This window comes from Thermomicrobiales bacterium (assembly GCA_023954495.1).
Lineage (GTDB): Bacteria > Chloroflexota > Chloroflexia > Thermomicrobiales > CFX8 > JAMLIA01.
Window position 1 is genome coordinate 41,278 of the sequence record JAMLIA010000003.1, and the last position, 24,415, is coordinate 65,692.

Annotated in this window: 22 protein-coding genes, 4 tRNA genes and 1 other RNA gene; 16 read left to right on the top strand and 11 right to left on the bottom strand. The window is 60.0% G+C overall.

The window, feature by feature from the left end:
* Positions 1–4: 4 nt before the first annotated feature.
* Positions 5–77 (bottom strand) — tRNA-Arg (locus M9890_00990).
* A 140-nt stretch (positions 78–217) separates the two neighbouring features.
* Between M9890_00990 and M9890_00995 the strand changes: the two genes are divergently transcribed.
* Positions 218–1,297, top strand: a complete 1,080-nt coding sequence (locus M9890_00995) for a ring-opening amidohydrolase (GenBank protein MCO5175543.1) — start codon at positions 218–220, stop codon at positions 1,295–1,297.
* A gap of 59 nt (positions 1,298–1,356) precedes the next feature.
* Here M9890_00995 and M9890_01000 read toward each other — a convergent pair.
* The 3 genes from M9890_01000 to M9890_01010 form a co-directional block, all read right to left on the bottom strand.
* Positions 1,357–1,434, bottom strand: a tRNA-His gene (locus M9890_01000).
* 14 nt (positions 1,435–1,448) lie between these two features.
* Positions 1,449–1,787, bottom strand: an RNA gene (rnpB, locus tag M9890_01005) — RNase P RNA component class A.
* 44 nt (positions 1,788–1,831) lie between these two features.
* A tRNA-Leu gene (locus M9890_01010) sits at positions 1,832–1,918 on the bottom strand.
* 390 nt (positions 1,919–2,308) lie between these two features.
* Between M9890_01010 and M9890_01015 the strand changes: the two genes are divergently transcribed.
* The 10 genes from M9890_01015 (at position 2,309) to M9890_01060 (ending at position 11,459) form a co-directional block, all read left to right on the top strand.
* Complete coding sequence (locus M9890_01015; GenBank protein ID MCO5175544.1) at positions 2,309–2,917, top strand: tetratricopeptide repeat protein; 609 nt, start codon at positions 2,309–2,311, stop codon at positions 2,915–2,917.
* Between the two features lie 2 nt (positions 2,918–2,919).
* Entirely contained in the window at positions 2,920–4,230 is a 1,311-nt protein-coding gene (locus tag M9890_01020) for a glycosyltransferase family 4 protein (GenBank protein ID MCO5175545.1), read from the top strand.
* Positions 4,202–4,579: a hypothetical protein gene (locus M9890_01025; GenBank protein MCO5175546.1), complete on the top strand. Its 378-nt coding sequence runs from the start codon at positions 4,202–4,204 to the stop codon at positions 4,577–4,579. The genes M9890_01020 and M9890_01025 overlap by 29 nt, the downstream gene beginning before the upstream one ends.
* Positions 4,576–5,601 carry a glycosyltransferase family 4 protein gene (locus M9890_01030; GenBank protein MCO5175547.1) on the top strand — a complete coding sequence of 342 codons (1,026 nt, stop codon included), beginning with the start codon at positions 4,576–4,578 and terminating at the stop codon, positions 5,599–5,601. Before M9890_01025 ends, M9890_01030 begins: the two co-directional genes overlap by 4 nt.
* Positions 5,598–7,178, top strand: a complete 1,581-nt coding sequence (locus tag M9890_01035; GenBank protein MCO5175548.1) for a glycosyltransferase — start codon at positions 5,598–5,600, stop codon at positions 7,176–7,178. The genes M9890_01030 and M9890_01035 overlap by 4 nt, the downstream gene beginning before the upstream one ends.
* Before the next feature lie 67 nt (positions 7,179–7,245).
* Positions 7,246–8,370 (top strand): Holliday junction branch migration DNA helicase RuvB, encoded by a 1,125-nt coding sequence (ruvB, locus tag M9890_01040; protein MCO5175549.1) that lies wholly within the window; start codon positions 7,246–7,248, stop codon positions 8,368–8,370.
* Positions 8,294–9,340, top strand: coding sequence for a tRNA preQ1(34) S-adenosylmethionine ribosyltransferase-isomerase QueA (gene queA / locus M9890_01045; GenBank protein ID MCO5175550.1), 1,047 nt, complete (start codon positions 8,294–8,296; stop codon positions 9,338–9,340). Before ruvB ends, queA begins: the two co-directional genes overlap by 77 nt.
* Positions 9,341–9,412: 72 nt before the next feature.
* Positions 9,413–10,000: an HDIG domain-containing protein gene (locus M9890_01050; protein ID MCO5175551.1), complete on the top strand. Its 588-nt coding sequence runs from the start codon at positions 9,413–9,415 to the stop codon at positions 9,998–10,000.
* Positions 10,001–10,253: 253 nt separating this feature from the next.
* A complete protein-coding gene (locus tag M9890_01055) occupies positions 10,254–10,688 on the top strand; it encodes a peptidylprolyl isomerase (GenBank protein ID MCO5175552.1) in 435 nt (144 codons plus the stop codon).
* 96 nt (positions 10,689–10,784) lie between these two features.
* Positions 10,785–11,459, top strand: a complete 675-nt coding sequence (locus M9890_01060) for a histidine phosphatase family protein (GenBank protein ID MCO5175553.1) — start codon at positions 10,785–10,787, stop codon at positions 11,457–11,459.
* On the opposite strand, the gene M9890_01065 is transcribed toward M9890_01060, so the two are convergent.
* The 3 genes from M9890_01065 to M9890_01075 form a co-directional block, all read right to left on the bottom strand.
* The gene (locus M9890_01065; protein MCO5175554.1) at positions 11,413–12,612 is read right to left on the bottom strand and encodes an aminotransferase class V-fold PLP-dependent enzyme; all 1,200 of its coding nucleotides are present in this window, start codon (positions 12,610–12,612) and stop codon (positions 11,413–11,415) included. The two genes, M9890_01060 and M9890_01065, sit on opposite strands and share 47 nt — an antisense overlap.
* A gap of 140 nt (positions 12,613–12,752) precedes the next feature.
* A complete protein-coding gene (locus M9890_01070; protein ID MCO5175555.1) occupies positions 12,753–12,962 on the bottom strand; it encodes a hypothetical protein in 210 nt (69 codons plus the stop codon).
* A 32-nt stretch (positions 12,963–12,994) separates the two neighbouring features.
* Positions 12,995–13,594 carry a hypothetical protein gene (locus M9890_01075; protein MCO5175556.1) on the bottom strand — a complete coding sequence of 200 codons (600 nt, stop codon included), beginning with the start codon at positions 13,592–13,594 and terminating at the stop codon, positions 12,995–12,997.
* A gap of 195 nt (positions 13,595–13,789) precedes the next feature.
* Between M9890_01075 and dnaN the strand changes: the two genes are divergently transcribed.
* The 3 genes from dnaN (at position 13,790) to M9890_01090 (ending at position 16,291) form a co-directional block, all read left to right on the top strand.
* Positions 13,790–14,932, top strand: coding sequence for a DNA polymerase III subunit beta (dnaN, locus tag M9890_01080; protein ID MCO5175557.1), 1,143 nt, complete (start codon positions 13,790–13,792; stop codon positions 14,930–14,932).
* A 12-nt stretch (positions 14,933–14,944) separates the two neighbouring features.
* Positions 14,945–16,153: a DNA replication/repair protein RecF gene (locus M9890_01085; protein MCO5175558.1), complete on the top strand. Its 1,209-nt coding sequence runs from the start codon at positions 14,945–14,947 to the stop codon at positions 16,151–16,153.
* A gap of 64 nt (positions 16,154–16,217) precedes the next feature.
* Positions 16,218–16,291 (top strand) — tRNA-Gln (locus M9890_01090).
* A gap of 66 nt (positions 16,292–16,357) precedes the next feature.
* On the opposite strand, the gene M9890_01095 is transcribed toward M9890_01090, so the two are convergent.
* The 4 genes from M9890_01095 to M9890_01110 all read right to left on the bottom strand — a co-directional run bounded on the left by M9890_01095 (position 16,358) and on the right by M9890_01110 (position 19,978).
* Positions 16,358–16,621, bottom strand: a complete 264-nt coding sequence (locus M9890_01095) for a hypothetical protein (protein ID MCO5175559.1) — start codon at positions 16,619–16,621, stop codon at positions 16,358–16,360.
* 83 nt (positions 16,622–16,704) lie between these two features.
* A complete protein-coding gene (locus M9890_01100) occupies positions 16,705–18,393 on the bottom strand; it encodes a formate--tetrahydrofolate ligase (GenBank protein MCO5175560.1) in 1,689 nt (562 codons plus the stop codon).
* 5 nt (positions 18,394–18,398) lie between these two features.
* A complete protein-coding gene (locus M9890_01105) occupies positions 18,399–19,307 on the bottom strand; it encodes a bifunctional 5,10-methylenetetrahydrofolate dehydrogenase/5,10-methenyltetrahydrofolate cyclohydrolase (GenBank protein ID MCO5175561.1) in 909 nt (302 codons plus the stop codon).
* Positions 19,304–19,978 carry a cyclodeaminase/cyclohydrolase family protein gene (locus M9890_01110; protein ID MCO5175562.1) on the bottom strand — a complete coding sequence of 225 codons (675 nt, stop codon included), beginning with the start codon at positions 19,976–19,978 and terminating at the stop codon, positions 19,304–19,306. Before M9890_01110 ends, M9890_01105 begins: the two co-directional genes overlap by 4 nt.
* Positions 19,979–20,283: 305 nt before the next feature.
* Here M9890_01110 and M9890_01115 point away from each other — a divergent pair, with 305 nt between their 5' ends.
* Positions 20,284–20,643, top strand: a complete 360-nt coding sequence (locus M9890_01115; protein MCO5175563.1) for a helix-turn-helix domain-containing protein — start codon at positions 20,284–20,286, stop codon at positions 20,641–20,643.
* A 226-nt stretch (positions 20,644–20,869) separates the two neighbouring features.
* On the top strand, positions 20,870–24,370 hold the full coding sequence (locus M9890_01120) for a DNA polymerase III subunit alpha (protein MCO5175564.1): 3,501 nt from the start codon (positions 20,870–20,872) through the stop codon (positions 24,368–24,370).
* The last annotated feature ends 45 nt before the right edge of the window (positions 24,371–24,415 follow it).

The following is a 24,415-nucleotide window of genomic DNA, read 5'->3' on the forward strand; positions in this document are numbered from 1 at the left end:
GAAGTACCCTCGGAGGGACTCGAACCCCCAACCCCTGGTTCCGAAGACCAGTGCTCTATCCGTTGAGCTACGAGGGCGTGAACCCGACCATGATTGTACATGCTCGACCTCGGCGGAGTGCAGTGGATTCGAAGACGCGGACCCTATGCGATACTGCTCTGCCACTCTATGTGCGACACGAGCGGGCAACGTGGCCCGCTTCAACGAAAGAGCAACGATGACCGCCCTGACTGCCGTTAGAGCGTTTGGCGTGCCGCTTGGTCATGAGTCAGACACGACCGGACTTGCCCGGCTGGTGGCTGAAGGAGAGCTCGATCCGCGAACAGTCGTTGGCGTGACCGGTAAGGTCGAAGGGAACTGGCCGGGCGAAGAGACGCGCAAGGCAGCTGATACGGCTGTGCGTTCTTTCCTTGTCGATGCAGGGGCTGACGCCGATCAAGTTGCGCGCATTCCGATGATTTACTCCAGCGGAGGCGTTGGCATCATGACGCCGCACATCGTCGTCTACAGCCGCGTGCCGTGGGACGAACCAATAAGCGGCGAGCCGCGACTCGCCGTCGGTATCGGTTTCACCCCTCCGGTCGAGGCGAGCTGGATCGGGCAAACTCGCCTGAGTGAGGAGTGTGCTGCCGCAGTCGGGCAGGCGATGGCAGATGCTGACGTCTCGCGCGACGAAGTGGCGTTCGTCCTGGCCAAGAGTCCGATTCCGTCAGCTGAGCAACTCGACGCTGCAGGCATCACCGGCGAGCGCCGTGCGATGCTGTTACCGCATATCAGCGGCGGAACGGCGCTCGGCATCGGTGTCGCTCTCGGCGACCTGACGCTGCCGGACGCAGGGCAGATTGGTCGTGACATGTCGATCTGGACGGGTAGAGGATCCTGCTCGATTGGTCACGAGCAACCCACGACGCAGGTACTGTTGCTGGCGAACTCCCCACGGGCCGGCGGGACGCTGCGAGTCGGGACGAGCGTTATGGAGGACATGCTCGATGTCGTCGCTCTTGACAGGGCGTTAATCGATGCTGGGTTGCAGCTCGGTCCCGATGGTGTCACGCCAGCAATCAGGGAGCGAGTTGTCGCGGTCTATCTCAAGATTAGTCAGCCGAACGGCACGTTGCGCGGGCTGCGCCAGACTCAAGACGAGCGCAACACGCGCTATGGTAGCGAACTGAAGGCGGCAGTCGGCGGTGCGTTTGCGGGACGCCTCGGACATACCGCCATCTACATTTCGTCCGCTGCGGTACATCAGGGACCACCGGAAGGCGGTACCGTTGCGGTCGTTGTTGACCACGGCTGACATAAACACAATCTGAAGGTGCAAAAGCGCCGATCAAGTCAGACCTGATCGGCGCAAAGTGGGGGTGCCCCACGGGGCTCGAACCCGTAACCACTGGTTCCACAGACCAGTGCTCTGCCTATTGAGCTAGAGGCACCATAGCGATGGAGACTGAGGATACCGGACCGTAAGCCGAGTTCTGTTTCTGACGGTCATCTATCTCAGCCGATATGGCTGGGCGCGTTTTGCGCCTGCTCTCGTCCTCGGGCCTTGGCGAGCAACCTGCAGTCGGCCCAATCGGAGATTGCTGCGGGGAGGATTGCCCTTTTCACTCGTGCGCGGCAAACGCGCACGCATTGGTCACTGTTGCTCTCACGTCAGACGGATCCAACGTGCCGATCTGGACTGTCAACGCACACCGACATGCGTTTCCCCGGCTTTCACCGGGCACCCTCGCTCTGTGCAGCTCGGACTTTCCTCTGGCAATGCCAGCGACCGTCCGTCCGGTATCGTTCAGTTAGTAAGGCGCGATCCGTTTGCACGGATCGCGGTCGGTGGTGCCGAAGGGGAGATTTGAACTCCCACGCCCTTACGGGCACTACGCCCTGAACGTAGCGCGTCTGCCGGTTCCGCCACTTCGGCAAGGCCATTGCGTAACCGGTCGAGAGTATATCATCTGACTTGAAAGTGAATCAACGAAATTCGGACTGCTCAATGCAGTCGCCGCCGAGTTTGAGGTTCTGAGTTGAGACGTCGTATTGCTTCCGTTCGAGCTGGTCGCCAAATTGAAGTTGTCCTGTATGGCAAGCCGGATTGTGAGCTCTGTCGGAAGGCAGAACGCGCCGTAAGTTCGGTGTTTGGAAGTCGGAACTTGGAAGTCGTGAACATCCTTGGCGACCGCGCTCTGGAAGATATGTACGTGTTTCGGATTCCTGTGCTGGTTGTCGACGGTGTTGAGGCTGCCGAGGGCCTCATCGACGTAGAGGACGCGTGCCGTGCACGCTCACACGCGATTCGACAGCGGATGACGCAATGACGAAGAGATCGAGCAGTCGCCAGACGCAAAGTGTTGGTTTCATTGTGATTGCGATCCTGATTGTCGCGGTGCTGGTGCTCGGTGCGCTCGCGGCGATTTTGCCGATTGGCGGCTCGAATGGTGAGCAGAGCGTCGACGAGCCGTCAATTCAGGTGACACCCGGCGCAGAAGTCGAGAAGCTGCAGACACAGGTCGCTGAGAATCCGGATGATGTCGATACAGTCGTCATTCTTGCGGACGTGCTGGCAAACAGCGGTCGGGTCGAAGAGTCGTATGCCTGGTTCGAGCGGGCTGTCAATTCCCGGCCCGATGATGCGGATCTGCGCCTGGCGTTTGGCCGCGCATTACTCCGCGGCGAACGTTGGTTTGACGCCGAGATACAGCTCAACCGCGCGAACGACCTGGACGATTCAAACGCCACGACCGCGTTCTACCTCGGCCAGCTTGCCGAGCAGCGACCGGGCGGCGACTTGGGCGCGGCGCGAACCTGGTATCAGGAGGCCATCGATCGAGACGCGCAGTCGTTCGTGGCTCAGCAGGCGAAGTCGCGTCTCGACGCGCTGGACGGATCGCCCGCATCGCCGACTGCTTCACCGGGCGCTTAGCCATGCGATTCCTGCACGTCAATCACCGTTACGCGCCGTTCAGCGGCGGCTCAGAGATCGTCGTCCAGCGCATCTCGGAGTGGTTAGTCCAACTCGGGCACGACGTTACGGTGGTCACGTCTGACACGTTTGACCTGGAATACTTCTGGGAGCCACAACGAAAATCGATCGATGCTCCGCAGCGCGAGCAGATCAATGGTGTCGAGGTGGTTCGTGTGCCCGTGAGGCACCTGCCTGCCAGCTCGATTCTGTTTCGTGGATCACGGCGCATGATGGGCGAGGTTTCGCGGCTGCCGATTCCGGCTACACCGTTCAGGCTGGCATCGCGGGTACAACCGTGGATGCCTGATCTGCGGCGAACGTTGATGGAGATCGGCCCGGTGGACGCCGTGCTGGCGACGAACCTGGGGCTCGAAAGCCTCGCGATTGCGGCGTTTCAGGCTGCGGATCGCTGTGGAGCTGCGCGTATCGTAATACCGTTCGTGCATCTCGGTGGGGATAACGATCCAGTTGCCCGCCGCTATGTCACGATGCCGCATCAGGTCGCGGTGCTGCGAGCTGCCCACGCCGTGCTCACGATGACTGAGCAGGAGCGCGATTTCATTGCCTCGCTCGATGTCGCTGAGTCGCGGATTGTCGTGACTGGTGCTGGAGCAGATGCTGACAAAGTGACAGGCGGGGACGGCGGGCGGATTCGAACAAGCCTCGATCTGGATGGGTTCGTCGTCGGCTCGCTCGGGCCGCCGTCGCCGGAGAAGGGCACCCCTGATCTGGTGAGGGCGGTCGCTGCGCTTCGACGGGAGGGACGCAACGTACATCTGGTTCTCGCCGGTCCGCCGCTATCACACTTCTCTTCCTGGTTTGACTCGCTGTCGCCCGAAGACCGCGACGGAATTCATCTGCTCGGCTACATCGATGCTGACGCTCGCCGAGATTTGCTGGCGGGAATTGACGCGTTTGCGTTGCCGTCGCGCACCGAGTCCTTTGGTATCGTCTACCTAGAAGCGTGGTTGAACCAGAAGCCGGTCATTGCCGCGCGCGCGGGCGCAGTACCAGAGCTTGTTCGCGACAACGAGACCGGCATGCTTGTTCCATTTGGCGACCCTGAAAGCATTGCTGTAGCAATTCGCCGATTGATGGATGACGACGGCGTTGCTGCGCGCCTGGCAACAAACGGCTATCACTTAGCGCGGTCGACGTACGCATGGCCGGATGTGCTGGCGCGAGTCCAGCAGGGCTACGAGATCGCACTTGGGCGACGCATCGCAGTGACGGAGGGTTCGATTGACGACGCTTCGACAGCCACTGGTTGACCAGGTACAGGCGATTCGCCGCGCGGTGGCAGCGCGGCATGGCGTTGAGCCGGGCACTACTCCAGACGTGTCGGCCTCGTCAGCGATCGAGCGTGCTCAGCGGTTCGCGACCGTTAGCGCGCACTGGGGACTGTCGTCGGGGCTGCCAGTTGTGGGACCTTTGATTGTGCTTGCGCAGCGTGCGCTTCGGATCGGACTGCGCTGGTACATCAACCCGATTGTCGAACAGCAGAACGCGTTCAACGATGCTGCCGTTGCTGCTCTGTACGAGCTTGAGCTGGAAAACCAGCGCTTGCGTCGGATGATGCTGGAGTCGGCCGACTCCGGCAACGAGCACACGATCGAATGAACATCCTGATCCTGCACACGCAAGTGCCATTCGTGCGTGGCGGCGCGGAGGTTCTTGTCGAGGGGTTGCAGCAGGCGCTGCGCGAGCATGGCCATGTCGCCGACATCGTCAGCTTGCCGCTCAACTGGAATCCACCGCAAGGGCTGCTGACGAGCGCTCTCGCCTGGCGGATGCTCGATCTGCGGTCGTTCAATGGTCGCGACGTCGATCTGGTGATCTGCACCAAGTATCCGACCTGGGCAGTCGATCACCCCAACAAGGCGCTCTGGCTTATTCATCAGCATCGACAAGCGTACGATCTGTTCGGTACGCCGCTCAGTGAGTTCGGCGCCGATCCAGCATCACGTGACATCCGCGAGCGAGTTGTTGAGATCGACCGGATTGGTATTCAATCATGCAAGGCGCGCTTTGCGATCAGCCGGAATGTGGCGGAGCGCCTGAAGCGTTATTGCGGGATGGATGCTGAAGCGGTCTATCCACCAGTTCCTCGCAGCGGTCTGAGTGCCGAGCGCTACGATCCATTCATCCTCAGCGTCGCTCGACTCGATGCGGCCAAACGCGTCGATCTCGCGATCAGAGCGATGAACAGCAACTCGCATGACATGCAGCTGGTGATCGTTGGCGATGGTCCTGATGCTGAGCGTTTGCAGTCTCTCGCCAGACGCATCGGCGTCGACGAACGCGTGCAGTTTGCGGGTCGTGTATCGGATGAGCGGCTGCTTGATCTGTACAACACCTGCCGTGGAGTCTTCTACGCGCCGATCGATGAGGATTACGGCTACACGACGGTTGAGTCTCTGGCTGCTGGAAAGCCAGTCATAACAACATCGGACGCAGGCGGCGTGCTTGAGTTCGTCGAGGACGGCGTCACCGGGCTAGTAACGCTGCCGGACGCTGAACAGATCGCCACATCAATCACCGCGTTGAGCGGCGAGATGCTCGCCCGCCAGCTCGGGAGCCGAGGTCCGGAGCGTGTGGCGGACTTGTCGTGGGACCGCGTCGTGGAGGCACTTACATCGTGACCAAGCAAGGTTCGCCGTGTATCCACATGGTGACTCCGCTTCCACCGCTTCCGACCGGCATCGCTCAGTACAGTCACGATCTGCTCAGTGGTATCGACGGTCGCTGGAAAATTCTTGTAACTGGAGAGTCCGGTTCGTCGCCGTCGCCGTCATGGAAGACCATTGACGTTGCCAATGCTCGGTCGTCGCGGAGGACAGCGAACACTCCCTCGATCTATCAGATCGGGAATAGCGGCTTCCACAAGATCGCGATGCAACAGGCGCTAACCAAACCGGGGATCGCGGTGCTGCACGACACCGTGCTGCACCACGGTCGCTTGTCGATGATGCTCGGCAAGCGCGGCGGAAAGCGCTATCGGACGCTGCTACACGACTTGTACGGCGCTGACGGCGATCGTGTTGCGCACGACGTGGCGCTCGGTCGTCAGATTGACCTGAGCGCCTATCCGCTGATCGAAGACATCTCTGCCGCGTCCCGGCTGATCGTTGTGCATTCGGAGATTGCGCGGGAACGGGTGTTGGCGGTTGCGCCGGAGGCGACGGTCCGAATAGTTCCAATGGGCATCCCGCTTCCTGCGCTCGTGGATCAGCGGGCCGCACGGGACGCTCTCGGCATACCGCAGTCTGCGTTCGTCATCGCATCAATCACGCATGTTAATCCGAACAAACGATTGCCGGTTGTGCTGCGTGCTGTGCGAATGCTGCGCGAGCGGATTCCTGAGTTTCGGCTGATCGTGGCTGGAACGCAGGCGCCGGGAATTGATCTGTTGCGGCAGGCTCGCGCGTTCGGCGTGGAAGATCGTGTGACGGTACTGGGCTATGTGACGGATGATGGGGCCCGGTTGCTGGCTCGGACAGCGGATGCCTGCGTCAACCTGCGCTATCCCAGCGCAGGAGAGACATCGGCGAGCCTGCTCCGCCTGCTTGGCGCTGGTCGGCCGGTGCTGATCACGAACGATCGATCCAACGCCGAATACCCGCGCGACGCGGTCCTGCCGGTTGACGTTGGACCGTGGGAGGCTGAGCTGGTTGCCGAGTATCTGGAGTTGCTCCATCGCGACTCCGATCTGCGGCTGGCCGTTGGTGAAGCAGCTCGAGCGTTCGTCACGCGCGCGCATGGCGTGGAGCACATGGCTGCTGGCTATCGCGATGTGGTTGCGGAAGCCTACGGAATTGATCTGCCGTCGGTCGATGACATTCGGTGCGCTGAATCGCAGCCAGTTGTGCAGCGAAAGATGTCGGTTGACCTGGCAGCGACAACTGAGCCATCGGTGATAGACAATGCAGTGGGTGCCGCATTGTCCGGACTGGGCCTCGGACACCACGATGATACGATCGCGTCAGTGAGCCGCTCGGTTCTGGAATTGGGTCTGCATCGCTTGCGACACAGACGAGAGGACGAACACCTCGTGACCGACGAAACACCGATCCGCAAGGAGTTGCTCGATATCGTGGCCTGCCCGGCCTGTAAGACGAAGGTCCGGCTGGAAGGCGAAGAATTGATCTGCGACTCATGCGGTCGTCGATATCCCATCGAAGATGGCATTCCAATCATGCTGGTTGACGCCGCGAAATAGAACGTATGTTCGCGCTTTGCTATACTACAAGCCGAGGCATCGTACCTAGCGAATCGAGCTATGGCGCATGACCAGCCGCGTCATTTCCGGCCAGCATCGAGACGAAGACGCCGTTATCGAGACCAGCCTTCGGCCGCGTCGACTGACCGAATACATCGGACAGGACCGGGTCAAAGACACGCTGTCGATCTTCATTGAAGCAGCGCTCGCTCGCGGCGAGCCGCTGGATCATGTGCTCCTTTACGGCCCTCCGGGCCTCGGCAAGACAACATTGTCGAACATCATTGCTGCCGAGATGGGTGTTGGGATCAAGATCACCTCTGGTCCGGCCATCGAGCGCGCCGGCGACCTCGTGTCGATCCTGACCAACATCAAGGCTGGTGATGTCCTGTTTATCGATGAGATCCACCGGCTGAATCGAGCAGTTGAAGAAGTCCTTTACCCGGCGATGGAAGACTTCGCGGTCGATATCATGATCGGCAAGGGGCCGGGTGCGCGGTCAATGCGGTTGAACCTGCCTCGCTTCACGCTCATTGGTGCGACTACACGCCTGGCGCTGCTTACGAGTCCGCTTCGTGACCGATTTGGCGGCGTGTTCCGGCTCGATTTCTACGACGACGAGGCGATGGCGCAGATCGTAGAGCGATCGGCACGCTTGCTCAACGTTGAGATCGAGGGCAACGGGTCCAGCGAGATTGCCAAGCGCTCGCGCGGTACGCCGCGCGTTGCGAATCGACTGCTGAAGCGCGTGCGTGATTACGCGCAGGTGCGAGCGTCAGGTGTCATCACTGAAGATGTTGCCAGTGATGCAATGTCGCTGCTGGATGTTGATGTTCTCGGTCTCGATGATGTCGATCGTCGCATCCTGCTCGCGATTATCGAGAAGTTTGAGGGCGGGCCGGTCGGTGTCGATACGCTCGCAGCAGCGACCAGCGAAGAGACCGACACGATTATGGATGTCTACGAGCCGTATCTCATTCAGTTAGGTTTCCTGCAGCGCACACCGCGCGGTCGGGTTGCGACTCGACGGGCATACTTGCATCTGGGCTTGCCGGCTCCGACGCTCTCTGACGCAGCCCGGCAAGCACTGTTGTTGAAGCAGATGACGAGGAACGGTGACCGACTCGCCAATTCCTATCGACTGGTTCGACTACGATTTGCCCGAAGAACTGATCGCCCAACATCCCGTTGAACCGCGTGACGCTGCCCGGATGCTCGTTGTCGATCGCGCGAGACAGCAAATATCAGATCGTGTCTTTCATGACTTGCCGGAATACCTCCAACCAGGTGATTTGATCGTCGTGAACGACACACGCGTGCTGCGTGCTCGGTTGTTTGCTCAGCGCGAGACCGGTGGGCGAGTTGAGTTTCTGCTGCTCCAGCGTTCGGCAGATGGGAACTGGACATCGCTCGCGCGTCCTGCCCGTCGCCTGCGTGACGGCGAACGATTGCGTCTTGTTGGGCCTGATGGGCAATCGGGCGCTGACATCATCGAGGTCGTTGGCCGAAGCGAGGACGCGGTTGTCGTGCGCTTCGACGACGAGCGGGCGATCGATCGTGCCGGTCGGGTGCCACTTCCGCCGTATATCCACGAAGACCTCGGCGACCCGGAGCGCTACCAGACCGTCTACGCGCGCGAAACCGGCTCGGCGGCTGCGCCGACTGCCGGCATGCATTTCACCCCAGAGCTCATGCGACAGTGCGAAGCCGCTGGTATTCGCATGACGAGTGTGACATTGCACGTGGGCCTCGGTACGTTTCAGCCGATCAAGACGCAGGATGTTCGTGATCATCCAATGCATGCAGAGGTGTATGCAGTCGAGCCAGAAGCGATTCGCGCGATTCGAGAGGCACGTGCCAATGGCGGGAGGATCCTGGCTGTTGGCACGACATCGGTTCGCACGCTTGAATCAATTGCTGATCGAGTGCTCACGTCGGAGGACGAGGGACCCGTTTCCGGTTCGACGCGTCTGTACATCACGCCGGGCTACGAGTTCCAGCTTGTCGACCGCATGATTACAAACTTCCATCTACCGAGAACGACACTGCTGCTGCTCGTCGCATCGATCATGGGTGAGGACCTGATGCGGCGCGCATATGCGCATGCGGTCCGCGAGCGTTATCGCTTCTACTCTTTCGGCGATGCGATGCTGATCGTGTAGTATCACGGGTGGTTCGCGAAACAGGGATCCGTTCCAGGGAATCTGATAAAGGAGCGCAACGCATTGGCTGAAATGGAGATCACACGCGAGAACGCGTGGGCGCTGCTCAATGAGTACGTCAAGAATGAGCCGCTCCTGCGCCACTGTCTCGGCGTTGAGGCGTGCATGCGCGAGTACGCGCGCGTCTTCGGAGAAGACGAAGAGTATTGGGGATTTGTCGGGCTGATTCATGATTTCGACTTCGAGATCCACCCGACGCTCGATCAGCACCCACAGGACGGCGCACCGATCCTGCGCGAGCGCGGAGTTCCCGAGGCTGTGGTTCAGTCCGTTCTGTCACACGCCGATCATCTCGATGTGCCGCGGGCGACGAACCTGGAGAAGACGCTGGCTGCCGTCGATGAGATGAGCGGTTTTGTCACCGCCGTTGCTCTTGTGCGGCCCAACAAGTCGATCGATGAAGTGACGCCCAAGTCAGTCAAGAAGAAGATGAAGGACAAGGCGTTCGCCAGAGCCGTGCATCGCGAATCGCTGACAGCGACCGCCGAGGATCTCGGCATTGACTTCGACACTCATATCCTGCATGTCATCGACGGCCTCTCGACGATCGCGCCGCAATTGGGATTGCAGCGGACCGCGACCGCGGACATCGGTGAGTAGCGTGCGCGCTCTTCGGCTCGCAATAGCCCTCGTCGCGTGCATCGTGTTGGCAGCGTGTGGCACAACCAGTGTTGTTGAACCTGATGTTCAATCTACTTCAACGCCGGAGCAGGTTGGGTCATCAAACGACAGTTATTCGTATTCGACTGAAACCCCAGGAGGTACTGTGGCGAAGCAGTGGAGTTCACCACCCGCGATGCAGTTGGAGTCCGGCAAGGACTACCAGGCGATTCTGCACACGAACAAGGGCGACATGACGATCGACCTGTTGGAGAGCGAAGCTCCGAATACGGTGAACAACTTCGTGTTCCTGGCCGAGCAGGGCTACTACTCCGATGTTCCATTCCATCGTGTCATCAAGTCGTTCATGGTCCAGACGGGTGATCCGACCGGCACCGGCGCTGGTGGACCGGGATACAAGTTCGCCGATGAGCCGGTGACGCGCGATTACGTTCGCGGAACGGTCGCGATGGCCAACGCTGGGCCGAACACCAACGGCTCGCAGTTCTTCATCATGCATCAGGACAACCCGCTGCCGAAGAACTACACCATCTTCGGCGAGCTGATCGACGGCCTCGATACGCTGGACGCGATCGCCAACACGCCAGTCGGACCGAGTGGCCGAGGTGAGATGTCGGTCCCGCAGGAGCCGCTGATTTTGACGAGCGTCGAGATCGTTACCAAGTAATCTCGCAAATCGTGGTACATAGGTGGGGCGACCTTCAGGTCGCCCCATTTGTTTGTTGCGAAGCGCACTGTGGCGCAACGGAGTGAATTGACAACCATGAAGCTGTGGCTCGTTCGGCATGGTGAAACCGCTTCAAATGCGGGTGGAGTGTTTCAGGGGCATATCGATATTGCATTGAACGAGGTCGGTGAGGCACAGGCAAAGAGCGTTGGCCGTCATCTGGCTGATGTCGATTTCGACGCGATCTTCGCGAGCGATCTCCAGCGTGCCGCGCGTACAGCGCTACTCATCGCCGGCGAGCGGCCGGTCACGCTCGATGCCGATCTGCGCGAGATGAACTACGGGATATTGCAGGGCGTTGCCTATGCAGACGCAGCCGACGTTCTCCGTCCTCACGGTCTCGATGCGGCCTGGATCAATGGGGATGTCCAACGCGGACGCCACGTCTTACCAGAGGGTGAAAGCCTGCGGCAATTCCGCTACCGAGCGGCCCGTTTCGTCGATCGGATCGATCGCGACTACAGCGAGGTGGCAGATGCCAACATCCTCATCGTTGGCCACGGCGGTCTCCTGGCGATACTGACCACCGTGTTGCTCGGACTCCCCGCGAAGACGAGAAACAATTTCCGATTCGCCAACTGCGGTGTCACCGTTCTGACGCGAACGCGGGCAGTGACAACGCTTGATCGACATAACATCATTCTCTGGAATGACGGTCAGCCGTTTACCGACCGCGGGCTACCCGGTCAACTGAGTCAACGAGGCGAGTGATGTCCTCGGTGTCGGTGAAGTAGGTACACGAAACGCGCACAGCGCTGGGGCGCTCGACGCGGCGCTGGGCGATGCGATCGTTATCCCAGAGCACGCGACTGACTTCTTCGCCGGCCAGGTCGGCGACAGTGAATGTCACGATCCCCGAAGAATCCTGCCAATCCTGCGGCGTTATCACCTGAACGCCCGGTATTTCCGCGAGTGCATCCTTCATCTGCGCTGAGATGGCGGCGACGTGGGAGAAGATCGCTTGCCAGCCGAGGTCAGCCTGGTACTCGATGGCGTCCGCCAAGGCTTCGTAGATGTGCCAGGCGCGCGTGCCGAACTCAAATCGCGACGCGTCGCCGGCAAATGCAAGTCGGGGTGGAGGATCAACCTGGTAGTGGTCGCGAGACCATGCAGGAGCGACAGCGCCATCACCGAAGTAGGCGGGCGGTACGAGATCGAGCGATCGGGGGCTGAACCAGGCGAACCCGGTGCCCTTTGGACCGGCGAGCCACTTGTGGCCGTTGCCAATCACGAAGTCGGCGTTCAGCGTTGGAATGTCAACCGTGAATTGTCCGACTGACTGCGAGGCGTCGATCAGGATCGTGACATCCGGTCCGACGATCTCGCGGATGCGCTCGACCGGCACTCGGATGCCGGTCTCGCAGGAGACCTGGCTCATGGCAACTACGCGTGTGTTAGCGGTAAGTCCGCTGCGGATATTGGCGATGAGTTCGTCCGGGTCAGGGCTCAATGGCACGAAACGCAGCTTGCCGCCGGCGCGCTCACAGGCGGCAAGCCAGGGGAATATCATGGCCGGGTGCTCTTCTGTCGAAGTCAGCACCTCCTCGCCGGACTGCAATGGGAAGCGTGCTGCGATCCAGTTGATGCCGTCTGTGGCGTTCCGATTCAACGCGAGATCAGACGGCGCAACATTCAGCAGGTTCGCCAGCGTGCGACGCGCACGCTCGTAGCCTTCGACAGCGCGTGCTTGACCGGTGTGGCCGAAACGCTCGTACGCGGCGACGTACTCCAGGTGCCTGGCGAGGACAGGTTCGGCCATCACGCCGACAGTTCCGGTGTTGAGATAGGTCCACTCGCTCAGGATCTGCAGCGCCTGACGAACCTTGCTCAGGTCGTAGTCGGGAATCGGAGTTGCCACGTCCATCTGATCCGCCACCTGACACTCACATCGAATGCATAGCGGACGGATCGTAGCAGAAGTGAGATCGCAATTCGATGGAATGGATAGACGAAGGACCCGGCACTTCGCCAGGTCCTTCGTGCAGGTGCTTTCGCAAAGATGAATCAGGCGACGAGGGCGTCGTACAGCCGCTCGTAGTCACTCAGGAGCTTCAGCCAGTGTCGCTCCCAATGCGACACATCCTTACCGCTCACCAGAGCTTCATCGATCATGCGATAGCCCTCTTCGAGGCGGGTCTCGATCATCTGGAGCTCTTCGCGGAGTGATGCGATGTGATCAGTAACATCGATCGTCAGAGATGGCATTGCCGACATCATCAGATCCTTTCTCCACCGGTCGCTGACGATCAGGACGCCAGGCTTGCGGCGCCGCGTTCAGCCTGAATCTGCTCGATGAGCTGCGACATGTCGCGTCGACTCAACTCGCTGAGGCTGCTGCCGAACGTCTGCTGAGCTCGTTCTTCGATTCCATCGCTCGTTAGCCCGACTTCTCGAGCAATCGAACGCAGATACTTCATCTGACGATCAGTCGCATCCTGACGCGTATTCTGCGCGGGTCGCGGGCCGTCGCGCCGCGCCTGGAGTGCGACAGGTGCGTCAACAATGCGCTGCTGCTCAGCACCAAACTCGAAATCCCAGCAGAACTGTGTGCCGAACCCGAGTGCCGCCAATGCTCGACCGAGCGCCTTCGTCTCGGCCTTCTCCAAGTAATCGCCGAAGTCGTCAATGCCTTCGCTGCCCCAGCCTGTTGCTGACGCTCCGCTGGGGAGGGTGACTCGAGCGCGGAAGACTGCCATGCTGTTGTGATGTTCGACGAGCTCGGTTTCGACTTGTGCCTCTGGATACTGCGAGCGCATCCAGACGAGACGCCACTTCACTTCCAGATAATCTCGGCCACTCACCTTCGTGAGATAGCGGGTTGGATCGAATGCGGACTGCTCGCTCACCGTCTGTTCTCCGTTTCCGTCTTCGTACTGCCGTCCGCTAGAACGGATGTTCTACATGCATTCTAATCATATCGTGCCCACTTGTCAACACCTGCTAATGCCGCTGCCGGGTTGGTCATTCACCGATCGGGAGTACGGCTGGCTGTGCTATAATGCGGCCCAATTCAAGTGTACGGACACCAAGGAGCGTGACTGGTGCGGGTAACGTGCTCACAGGGAAGTCTCCATCGTGCGTTGTCGGTCGCCGGACGCGCCGTCGCCGCTAAGAGCACGCTGCCGGCGCTCGGGAACTACTTGCTTGAAGCTGCTGACGGGGCGCTGACGATTTCGGCAACCAACCTGGAGTTGGCGATCACCTGCCGGGTCGAGGCCGATGTTCTTGAGCCGGGGCGAATCACGGTTCAGGCCCGGGTGCTGAGCGAGTTCGTCGCCAGCCTTGACGATGAGCCTGTTGAGCTGAGTCAGGAACAGGGACCGTTGACAGTGACCGTGCGACAGCGAGCCACGCAAGCGCACGTCCGCGGCACCGATCCTGAAGACTTCCCGGTGATTGCGCGAAACGTCGATGGTGGGGCGACTCTTGTTGTCGAGCCCGCGATCCTCCGCGACGCGATCTCTCGCGTCGTCTTTGCCGCTGCGAGCGACGACAGTCGTCCCGTGCTTGCTGGCGTGCAACTAACTGCTCGCGACAGCAAGCTCTCACTTGCGGCCGCTGATGGGTTCCGCATGTCCGTCCAGAAGCTGAACCTCGATCGCCCGGCCGATCAGGATCTGTCAATCATTGTTCCAGCGCGGTCGTTTCAGGAAGTCTCACGTGTTCTCGCCGATGGCGATGATGTCGTTGTCCTCACCGTCACGCCGAACCAGAGCCAGCTGCTTGTCTCGCTGGAGGATGTCTGGATCTCGACGCGCTTGATTGATGGTACGTTCCCGGATCTCTCGCAGATTATTCCGAAGGACTGGAACACGCGCACGACCGTCCAACGCGATGACCTGCTGGATGCGACCAGGCGGGCAACGATCTTCGCCCGCAGCAACAACGATGTCGTGAAGCTGGAAATCGAACCAGCAAACGAATCGCTCGATGTCGGGCGCGTCACTGTGACCGGGACAGCTGCCGATACCGGCGATAACCGCGATGACATCGACGCTCAGGTTGAGGGCGAGGAAGTTCAGATCGCGTTCAATGGTCGGTACCTGAATGACGTGCTTTCTGTCCTGCGTGACGCGCGTGTGGCGTTTGAGCTGCAGGGACCGAACAGTGCCGGTGTGATCAAGGCTGCAGATTCTGAAGAATTCGTTCATGTCATCATGCCGATGGTCATTGGTGCCAGCTAGCGACAGCAGCAGGTGACGAGTCCCGAACCAGTCATCCTCCGCAAGCTTGAGCTGGAACAATTTCGGGTCTACGAGTCGCTGAGTCTTGATGTACCGTCCGCCGGTCTTCGCATCATTGGTGCGAACGGTACCGGTAAGTCCTCACTCCTTGAAGCAATCGAGCTGGTGTCCACGACACGTCCGCGCCGCGGCGCGCTGGATAGTGACCTGATCGCGCACACCAGCGGCATAGATCTGGGTGTGCCCCCGTACGCTCGGGTTGACGCAACCGTGTGGCGGAGCGACACGGTTGTTGAAATCGGCGTGTTCATTCAGCGCTACGAACATCGGTCGGGAACGAAGAAGGTCCTGAAAGTTGCTGATCGGTCGCGGCGCGCTGGCGACGTCGTCGGGCTAGTCCCAACGGTCACGTTTTCGCCGGATGATCTGGATCTGGTTCTGGGCTCGCCGTCGGTGAGGCGACGCTTCCTTGACATCATGCTTTCGCAGACTGACCGGCGCTACCTGGCGCACCTCTCGCGCTACGCCCGGATTTTGACGCAGCGAAACAGTCTCCTGAAGGACGTTGCCGCGTCAGGTGGGGATTCCTCGGATCAGTTTTCCTATTGGGACGAACAGATTATCGGCTTGGGGTCATACATTCTGGCGGCTCGGGTTCGGGCGCTAAGGATGATTGGCACGATGGCAACTGAGTCATTCGGCAATCTTACGCCCTTATCAGGTCAATTCAGCCTTTCCTACGCCTCGACGCTTGATGCAGTAGACGGATGGTGGGACTCAATAGCCGATGATTCGAGCGACGTGATTGATGCTGCGCAACGGGTTGGCGTGCAATATGAGCGCCAATTGACGAAGGGGCGCGCCGCCGATATCGCGCGAGGATCGACGCTCATCGGGCCACACCGGGACGATGTCCTGTTGCAGCTGAACGACCGAATACTGTCTCGATTTGGTTCACGTGGGCAGCAACGGCTGGCCGTGATGGCGCTGAAGATTGCCGAGCTCGCCCACGCGGAGTTTGCCACCGGATTCCGCCCGATTCTTCTTCTTGACGACATCCTCTCTGAACTCGACCCGCATCATCGCGACACGCTCCTCGGGATCGTTGTGCGCGGTGGTCAGACGTTCATCACGGCGACGGAAGACTCGCTCGTGGATCGCGAAGAACTTCGTGACCTGGCCGCCGTTCGGCTCACTGGAGTCGGCCGTTTAGAGCGCTAGCGGTGTCGATTTCGGTTGCGATTACGGGCATTCGTTCGTATACTTCGTGACTGTTGCCTACCGATGGGGAGTCGTCTAACGGTAGGACGTGTGACTCTGGATCACAAAGTTGGGGTTCGAATCCCTGCTCCCCAGCCACAACGAGCAAACGAGAAAGCCCGCCAATATAGGCGGGCTTTCTCGTTGGAATCGACCAACCGAACGTCAGTCGACGTTCCACTCCTGGTGAATGAGTTTCCTTCGGCGTGCGCGCATTCGAACCATTCCGGGGCGAATGCGGCCGAAGAAGCCGTAATAGAACAGCCCCCCAAAACCCCACGGTGCCGATAGCGCCGTCACCATCCAGAACGCGTCCGTTGTGGGGAACGCGATCAGGATGATGATCGAAGTGACGATCTTGAATGCGAGAAGCGTCCAAACCGACGCCCAAACGATCGTTTTGATGTCGGCTGGATCTTCCCGGTACACGCCAGGCGCGTGCTTCTGGGACGTGTCTGCGTGGTGGTGTCTGGTATGGGGAGACATATCCCGTTTCCTAATCTCGCTTGTGCCTAACTCAACCCTACGATCTCACCATCATCGTCAATGTCAATCCGCAACCCGGCCGGAGACTTCCCGAGCCCCGGCATTGTCCGCATCTCGCCAGCAATCGGATAGATGAAACCGGCGCCAGCCGAGGCACGCACTTCGCGGATCAACAGGTCGAAGCCTTCGGGACGTCCGACGAGCTGTGGATCACCGCTGAGCGACAGGTGCGTCTTGGCCATACAAATCGGCAAGTTGTCGTAGCCCATCTTCGTGTAGGCGCGGATCGCGCGCTCCGCACCCGGCGTGTAGCTGACTGAACCCGCCCCGTACATCTCCTTCGCGATCGTCTCGATCTTGGACTTGATCGGTGTGTCGAGCTCGTAGAGATGCTTGAAGTTGCTGCCGTGTTCAGCTGCCCGTAACGTCGCGCGAGCGAGATCCGTGCCACCAGCTCCGCCTTCAGCAAACACCTTGCTGACCGCTACGTCAAATGCACCAGCTTCCATCGACACCTTCCGGACCAGCTCCATCTCAGCTTCAGTGTCATCAGGGAAGTGGTTGATGGCCACGACAACCGGGATGCCGTAGCTGCGGACATTCTCGATCTGCTTGACGAGATTGCCGATACCAGCGCGGAGTGCGTCCAGGTTTTCGCTGCTGAGTCCGGGATCGAGCGGGCGACCGGCAATGATCTTGAACCGACCGCTATGCGCCTTCAATGCGCGGATCGTTGCGACCAGTACTGCCGCGTCCGGTTTGAGGCCGCTGACACGGCACTTGATATTGAAGTTCTTCTCGGCACCCAGGTCAGCACCGAAGCCGGCTTCGGTAATCAGTATGTCGGCGAGACGGAGGCCGATCTGATCGGATACGACCGACGAATTGCCATGAGCGATGTTGCCGAACGGCCCAGCGTGGACCAGCGCCGGTGTGTTCTCCAGCGTCTGGAGCAGATTCGGCTTGATCGCGTCCTTCATCAGTACGGTCATCGCGCCGGCGATGCCGAGCTGCTCGACAGTGACCGGCTGCTTATCCTTCGTCTGGCCGATGATGATGCGCTTGAAGCGGTCGCGGAGATCGTCGATGCTCGTTGCGAGCGCGAAGATCGCCATGATCTCCGAAGCAGCTGTAATGTCGAAGCCGGTCTCACGGGGGCTGCCATTACCATCACCAAGTCCGGTCACGATTTCGCGCAGTGAACGATCGTTGACATCGAGCACACGCCGCCACGTGATTGTCGATGGATCGATGTTGAGCGGATTGCCCTGGAATAACGAGTTCTCAACGAACGCCGAGCAGAGATTGTGAGCGGCTGTTACGGCATGGAAATCGCCAGTGAGATGGAGGTTCAGATCCTCCATTGGAATGACCTGTGCATGCCCGCCACCGGCAGCACCCTTGATTCCAAAGACCGGGCCCAGTGACGCCTGCCGGATTGCAATGATGGCGTTGGCCCCAACGTGCGCCATTGCCTGACCGAGGCCGACCGTCGTCGTCGTCTTGCCTTCGCCGAGCGGCGTCGGTGTGATGGCTGTGCAGACGACGTACTTGCCGAGCGGACGTTCAGTCGGACGCTGGAGCGCTTTGAGATCGATCTTGGCCTTGTAACGCCCGTACAGCTCAAGATCGTCTTCATGGATGTTCAGCTTGGACGCGATCTCGGTGATTGGCTTGAGCGTCGCTTGGTGCGCGATCTCAATGTCAGTCAGCATCGTGTTCATTCACCTTCCGCTACTACATGGTCAGCCTCGGCCGCATCAGTCTTGGCAGCGCGCTGGTACTGCAGGGTAGCCGCCTTAATCGTATTGCGAAGGAGAACCGAGGTCGTGACCCGTCCCGTACCCCCTGGAACCGGTGTTAAGGCACCGGCAACCTCTGTGACGCCCGTCGCGTCGGCATCGCCAACCATCTTGCCATCCACGAAATTTACGCCGAAGTCGACGACGGTGGCCCCCGGACGGATCATATCCGCTCGCAGCGTTCCCGGGCGGCCCACTGCGCAAATGATGATGTCCGCTTCGCGCGTGTAGCGCTCCGGGTTCGGTGTGCGTGAATGGCAAATGGTTACGGTTGCGTTCTCGGCCAGCAGCATCGACGCCATTGGACGCCCAACGACCGGACTACGACCGAGCACGACCGCCGTGCGGCCAATGAGTGGGATCTGGTAGTGCTTGAGGAGTGCCATTCCACCAGCCGGAGTTGATGGCGCGAGGACATTGCGATCGTCGTGAAACAACCGTCCAGCATTGAACGTTGTCACTCCATCGATGTCCTTCAATGGGTCAAGCAGGTCAGCAACCTCGATGCGTGACAAGTGTGGAGGTAACGGCTGGAGAACGAGGATGCCATGTACATCGTCGCGATGATTGAGCTCAAGCACTTGGCGATTCAGCTGGTTCTGGCTCACTGAACTGGCAAGCTCGACGACGTGCGCAGGGATACCAACACCAGCCGCCGCCTTGACGATTGCATTCAGGTAGGCACGGGCACTCGGATCGCCGCCGACGAGGAGAATCGCCAAGCCAGGTGTGACCTGATAGCTGTTCTCAAACCTCCTCAATTCGTCAATTGCACGATCTCGTAGCGCACGTGACACCGGCCGACCGTCAAGCAACAGTGCAGTCATCGCGATCCCCCGTCCAGCTCTCGCCCGAGCACTGCCTCTCGCGTTGCTCTCTCGACATCGCTGACGAGTGCTGAAACCCGCTGGCGAGCCGAGTCCCAGCGGGCGCGAAGTTCGTCTGCAACGGCGACTGAATCTGAATCATCTCGCAGGAGCTCGATGTTCACCTCAGCAGTGAGAAGCGCTGCGCGAGCAGCGCCTTCGGCGATTGTTGCGGCGGCACCCAGGTCGCTGATCGTGAAGCGGGTAGCTATCGGCAGATGCGGGATGACGTGCTCGATCAGCGCGATTGCTCCTTCGGCGATTGCGATCGGCGTCAGGGCGGCTCGCCGCAGGGCAGCGAAATAGGGAACGCGGTCGGCGGTTTGCCTGGACTCGCGCTGCGCGTCGAGCAGCGCCTGAAGCGACGCAATGTCGTTGTCAGCGTCTGCGTAGAAACGCTCGGTGAGTGATTCCAGTGCATCAATCGCAGCGGTGATTTCGTCCCGGCGATCGGCGTTTGACTTGCGGCGGTAGCTCAGCCGAAAGACGAGCAGAGCACTCGCCGCCGCGCCGGCGCACGCCAGCGCGGCGACGCTTCCGCCTCCGCAAAACACGTCCGGATCGGCAATACGCCGGTTGAATTCGAGTGCTGGGAGCGAGCTGACTGGCTCCCAGCGGTCGGTACTGGCCATATCCATCCCTTCAACAACAGCCAACCGTCGCCAACAGGCGACAGCACTGCTATGGCAGGGATGGTAACGCAGAACGCACTTGCGTACGTTTCCCGGCTCATCCACAACGAGACACTCATCAGCGTCGTGATGGTGGCGCAATACTGCATCAATGTCGATAGATGTGGATTCTCTGGTATCCTCTTGACCACGTGTCAATTGCATGTTAGTCTTGGCACTACGAACGAACGGTGTGTTCGTTCAGAGGCAACGGACCTCGGGCGAGGCGAGGCCACCGTGCAAATTGGATGATCGAGGAGCACGCAATGGATGACCTCAACGGAGCACCTGTCCGTCAGTCGAGTGGGTTCGCGGGTCTTCTGCGCGATATGCGCGATCGCCGACGTCTTTCACAGAGTCGCCTTGCTGAAGCGGCAGGCTTTGATCACTCGTATGTGAGCCGACTTGAGAGTGGCAATCGGATGCCGACTCGCGATGCTGTGCTGAAGCTCGGCGACGCAATGGCGCTGGAGGAGAGCGAGCGCGACGCGTTGCTGGCCTCTGCCGGATTTATGCCTGGCCGGATCGAGAGTCTGTTTGCGAACGAGCCGGTGCTCTCTGAGGTTCTGGCCTGCTGCAGGACGGCAGCGTGCCGGATGAGGTTCGCGACGATGTTCGGCGTATGATTTCTCTACTGGTACGCCAGGCTCAGCGGGCGTCGTACACGACCCCGGCCGTGACGCACGCTGGCGCAGTGGTTGCCGCATAGCGGGTGCTTCTTCACGCGAGGTAGCGGTGCCGTCCAGTTGTCCCACGACGGCACCTCGCGTATCCTGTCGTCAGTGTACGTACAGTCCGGATGAAGGCCCGCAAGTGACCTGATGTCGCTACACGGGCCCGATGGAGGGTTTCATGTCGTCGTTTACCCATCTGCACTTGCACACTGAGTTCTCGTTGCTCGATGGGCTGGGCCGCATTAACGACTACATGGCCAAGGCGACCGAGTACGGCATGAGCCACATCGCCCTCACTGATCACGGTGTGATGTATGGCGCGCTCGACTGGTATCGGGCCGCAAAGAGCCACGACCTCACGCCGATCATCGGCGTCGAGGCGTACCTCGCGCCGGGCAGCATGTCTGACCGCCAGACGCGGCAGAATTTTCATTTATTGCTGCTGGCCGAAAACGAGAAGGGCTATCGGAATCTGCTGAAGCTTTCCAGCAAGGCAAGCATCGATGGCTTTTATTATCGCCCGCGGATCGACCTGGATCTCCTCAACGAGCTAAGTGATGGATTGATCTGCACCTCTGCCTGTCTTGGTGGGCCGGTCGCCAACAATTATCTTGAAGCGAAGGACTCCGAAGCCGAGCGCATGGCAGCGTCGCTGGCCGACATATTTGGCAGCGATCGTTTCTTCCTCGAGGTTCAGGACCATGGCATGCCCGAGCAGCAGCGTGTCAACCGACAGCTGATTGACCTGTCAAAGCGCATGGGTTTGCCGCTCGTTGCGTCGAATGACGTGCACTACGTCAATCAGGAAGACGCGGCGATGCAGGACGTGCTGGTCTGCATTCAGACGAACGCGACCATCGACGACCCGAAGCGTATGAAGATGGAGTCCGATCAGCTCTACTTCAAGTCCCCGCAGGAGATGAAACGCCTGTTTGGCGATTTGCCGGAAGCGCTGGAGAATACGTGGCGAATCGCTGAGCGCTGTGATTTGCAACTCGATTTCGACCGACTCCTTCTGCCGGACCCCGGCATCCCCGAGGGCGTCACTCCGCAGCAGCATCTCTCTGATCTGTGCTGGCGCGGACTTGCTGAGCGCTACCATGACATAACGGACGAAGTTCGTCAGCGGCTTGAATATGAGTTGTGGGTGATTGAGCAGACTGGCTTCGCCAGCTACATGCTCATCGTCCGCGACTTTGCCCAGTTCGCTCGAGATCGGCAGATCCCGTTTGGAGTGCGTGGTTCGGCAGCGGCCAGCATCGTTCTGTACACGCTCGGCATCACCGATATCGACCCGATTGTCAACCGGCTGGTGTTCGAGCGCTTCCTGAACATCGAGCGGCGCGAGATGCCGGACATCGACATGGATTTTGCCGACAATCGCCGCCAGGAAGTGATCGACTACGTCGCACAAAAGTACGGGCACGACCGCGTTGCCCAGATCATCACGTTCGGGACGATGGGGGCGAAAGCGTCCATTCGCGACGTCGGGCGCGCGATGGGCTGGTCGCCCATTGACGTCGACCGTGTAGCCCGGCTCATCCCGACGACGCTCGGCATGACGCTGGAGCGCGCGCTTGTCGAGAGTAGCGAGCTGCGCACGCTTGCTGAAGAAGACGAGCGGGTCCGAAAGATGATCGAGACCGCTCAGCATCTTGAAGGCATTTCACGACACGCGGGTACCCACGCTGCCGGTGTCGTCATTAGCGCTGAGCCGCTCGTCGAGCACGTGCCGTTGCAGCGACCGGCTCGGGGCGATGAAAACGCGCTGCCCACAACGCAGTTCACGATGGAGAACGTTGCCGCCATCGGCCTGCTGAAGATGGACTTCCTTGGTCTCGCCAACCTGACAATCCTCGGCGAGGCGGTGGAAATCATCAAGCAGACGCGTGGCGAGTCGCTTGACCCAAAGGCGTTTCCGGATGGGGACGCGCCAACTTATGAGCTGCTCGGGGCTGGTGAGACGTTTGGCGTCTTTCAGCTCGAGAGCGCCGGTATGCGCCGGGCTATCAGAGACCTGCGCCCCGAGTCAGTCGCCGAGCTCTCGGCCATGGTCGCGCTCTATCGACCAGGGCCGATGCAACATATCCCAACCTTTTGCCAGACCAAGCACGGTGAGCAGGAGATTCGCTATCCGCATCCCGACCTCGCCGAGATTCTTGACGAGACGTATGGCGTGATTGTCTATCAGGATCAGGTGCTGCTCATCGCCCAGCGCTTCGCGGGCTACACACTCGGCGAAGCGGACATCATGCGCAAGGCGATGGGCAAGAAGATCGCTGAGAAGATGCGCGCTGAGCGGGAGCGTTTCCGCTCCGGGTCGATTGAGAAGGGCTACACGGCCGCCGACGCGGACAAGATCTTCGACCTGATTGAGCCGTTCGCCGGATATGCGTTCAACAAGGCGCACGCAGTCTGCTACGGCACGATCGCGTATCAAACCGCGTACCTGAAGTCGAACTATCCAGCCGAGTACATGACCGCCGTCCTCCGGCTTGCTCCCAGCCATCCGTCCGGTTCGGCTGCGCGGGTTGCTGCAGCGGTTGCGGAGTGCGCCAAGCTCGGCATTCCGGTTCTCGGACCGGACATCAACCACAGTGGCGTGAACTTCAACGTTGAGGTGCTCGACAACGGCCAGCAGGCTATCCGCTTCGGCCTGTCGATCGTCAAGAACGTTGGCGAAGCAGCCGTTGATGAGATTTGCCGCGTGCGAGGCGAACAGCCAAACGCTGAGTTCACCTCATTAGAAGCACTCTGTGATGCTGTTGACTACAACTTCCTGAACAAGCGTGTCATGGAGAGCCTCATTCGTGGGGGAGCTCTGGACTGTCTTGGTGAGCGAGCTGATCTATTGGCTCGTCTCGACTCAGCGATGTCGTCAGCGCAGCGGACCCAGAAAGCACGCGATCGTGGGCAGATGGGCCTGTTCGGCGCACTGATGGAAGAGCCTCCAACCGCGACGATCGCGGCCTCCAATGTGCCCGCGCTGCCCAAGAAGCAGCTGCTTGCCTGGGAAAAGGAGTACCTGGGCACGTATCTAAGCGAACATCCATTGACCGATGTGATTGCTGAAGTTCGGGAACGCGGTGAGCAGTATCAGGCGATAGGCGAGCTCGATCCCGAGATCGCAGGGCAGAACGTGAAGATCCTGGCAATTGTGGCCGGGGTTCGCAAGATGACCACGCGAACGAACAAGACCATGGCGGTCGCGCAGATGGAAGATCTCACCGGGTCAGTTGAAGTGGTTCTGTTTCCCGAGACATTCGATCGACATGGATCTCTTTGTGTTGAAGATCAGATCCTCGTCATTCGCGGTCGAGCCGACTCACGCAACGACAGCATTCAGATCATCGCCGAAGATGTCTCGCCCTATGAGCCGTCCGCTGAGCCAGTCACTCCGGCACCGAAGACGTTTGTCTGGATTCGACTTTCGTCCGCCAAGGACCGTCCACAGGACCTCGAGACGATGGAGCATGTGGCGCGACTGCTGCGCGAGTTCCCTGGCGATGATGCCGTCATGATCGAAATCGAGACCGGCACTGGCACGACCGTGCTGCGTTCGCGGATTCACGTTGATTGGTGCCCTGATCTGGCCGAAGCGCTGTGCGAAACGATGGGTGCCGACAAGGTACGAGCGACAGTTGTCGAGCCGGAAGCGACCCGCGCAGCACGACGCTAGCCTGAGAGCTTCTCTGACCTCAAAGTCTTGTGCGACATATCCCAG

What these genes read in the sequence shown, in the direction of transcription:
- M9890_01120 (MCO5175564.1), top strand. Translation starts at nt 20,870, where the DNA reads ATGTCGTCGTTTACCCATCTGCACTTGCACACTGAGTTCTCGTTGCTC.
- M9890_01050 (MCO5175551.1), top strand. Translation starts at nt 9,413, where the DNA reads ATGGAGATCACACGCGAGAACGCGTGGGCGCTGCTCAATGAGTACGTC.
- M9890_01065 (MCO5175554.1), bottom strand. Translation starts at nt 12,612, where the DNA reads ATGGACGTGGCAACTCCGATTCCCGACTACGACCTGAGCAAGGTTCGT.
- M9890_01060 (MCO5175553.1), top strand. Translation starts at nt 10,785, where the DNA reads ATGAAGCTGTGGCTCGTTCGGCATGGTGAAACCGCTTCAAATGCGGGT.
- M9890_01015 (MCO5175544.1), top strand. Translation starts at nt 2,309, where the DNA reads ATGACGAAGAGATCGAGCAGTCGCCAGACGCAAAGTGTTGGTTTCATT.
- M9890_01020 (MCO5175545.1), top strand. Translation starts at nt 2,920, where the DNA reads ATGCGATTCCTGCACGTCAATCACCGTTACGCGCCGTTCAGCGGCGGC.
- ruvB (MCO5175549.1), top strand. Translation starts at nt 7,246, where the DNA reads ATGACCAGCCGCGTCATTTCCGGCCAGCATCGAGACGAAGACGCCGTT.
- M9890_01105 (MCO5175561.1), bottom strand. Translation starts at nt 19,307, where the DNA reads ATGACTGCACTGTTGCTTGACGGTCGGCCGGTGTCACGTGCGCTACGA.
- M9890_01055 (MCO5175552.1), top strand. Translation starts at nt 10,254, where the DNA reads ATGACGATCGACCTGTTGGAGAGCGAAGCTCCGAATACGGTGAACAAC.
- M9890_00995 (MCO5175543.1), top strand. Translation starts at nt 218, where the DNA reads ATGACCGCCCTGACTGCCGTTAGAGCGTTTGGCGTGCCGCTTGGTCAT.
- M9890_01030 (MCO5175547.1), top strand. Translation starts at nt 4,576, where the DNA reads ATGAACATCCTGATCCTGCACACGCAAGTGCCATTCGTGCGTGGCGGC.
- M9890_01110 (MCO5175562.1), bottom strand. Translation starts at nt 19,978, where the DNA reads ATGGCCAGTACCGACCGCTGGGAGCCAGTCAGCTCGCTCCCAGCACTC.
- M9890_01100 (MCO5175560.1), bottom strand. Translation starts at nt 18,393, where the DNA reads ATGCTGACTGACATTGAGATCGCGCACCAAGCGACGCTCAAGCCAATC.
- M9890_01070 (MCO5175555.1), bottom strand. Translation starts at nt 12,962, where the DNA reads ATGTCGGCAATGCCATCTCTGACGATCGATGTTACTGATCACATCGCA.
- M9890_01115 (MCO5175563.1), top strand. Translation starts at nt 20,284, where the DNA reads ATGGATGACCTCAACGGAGCACCTGTCCGTCAGTCGAGTGGGTTCGCG.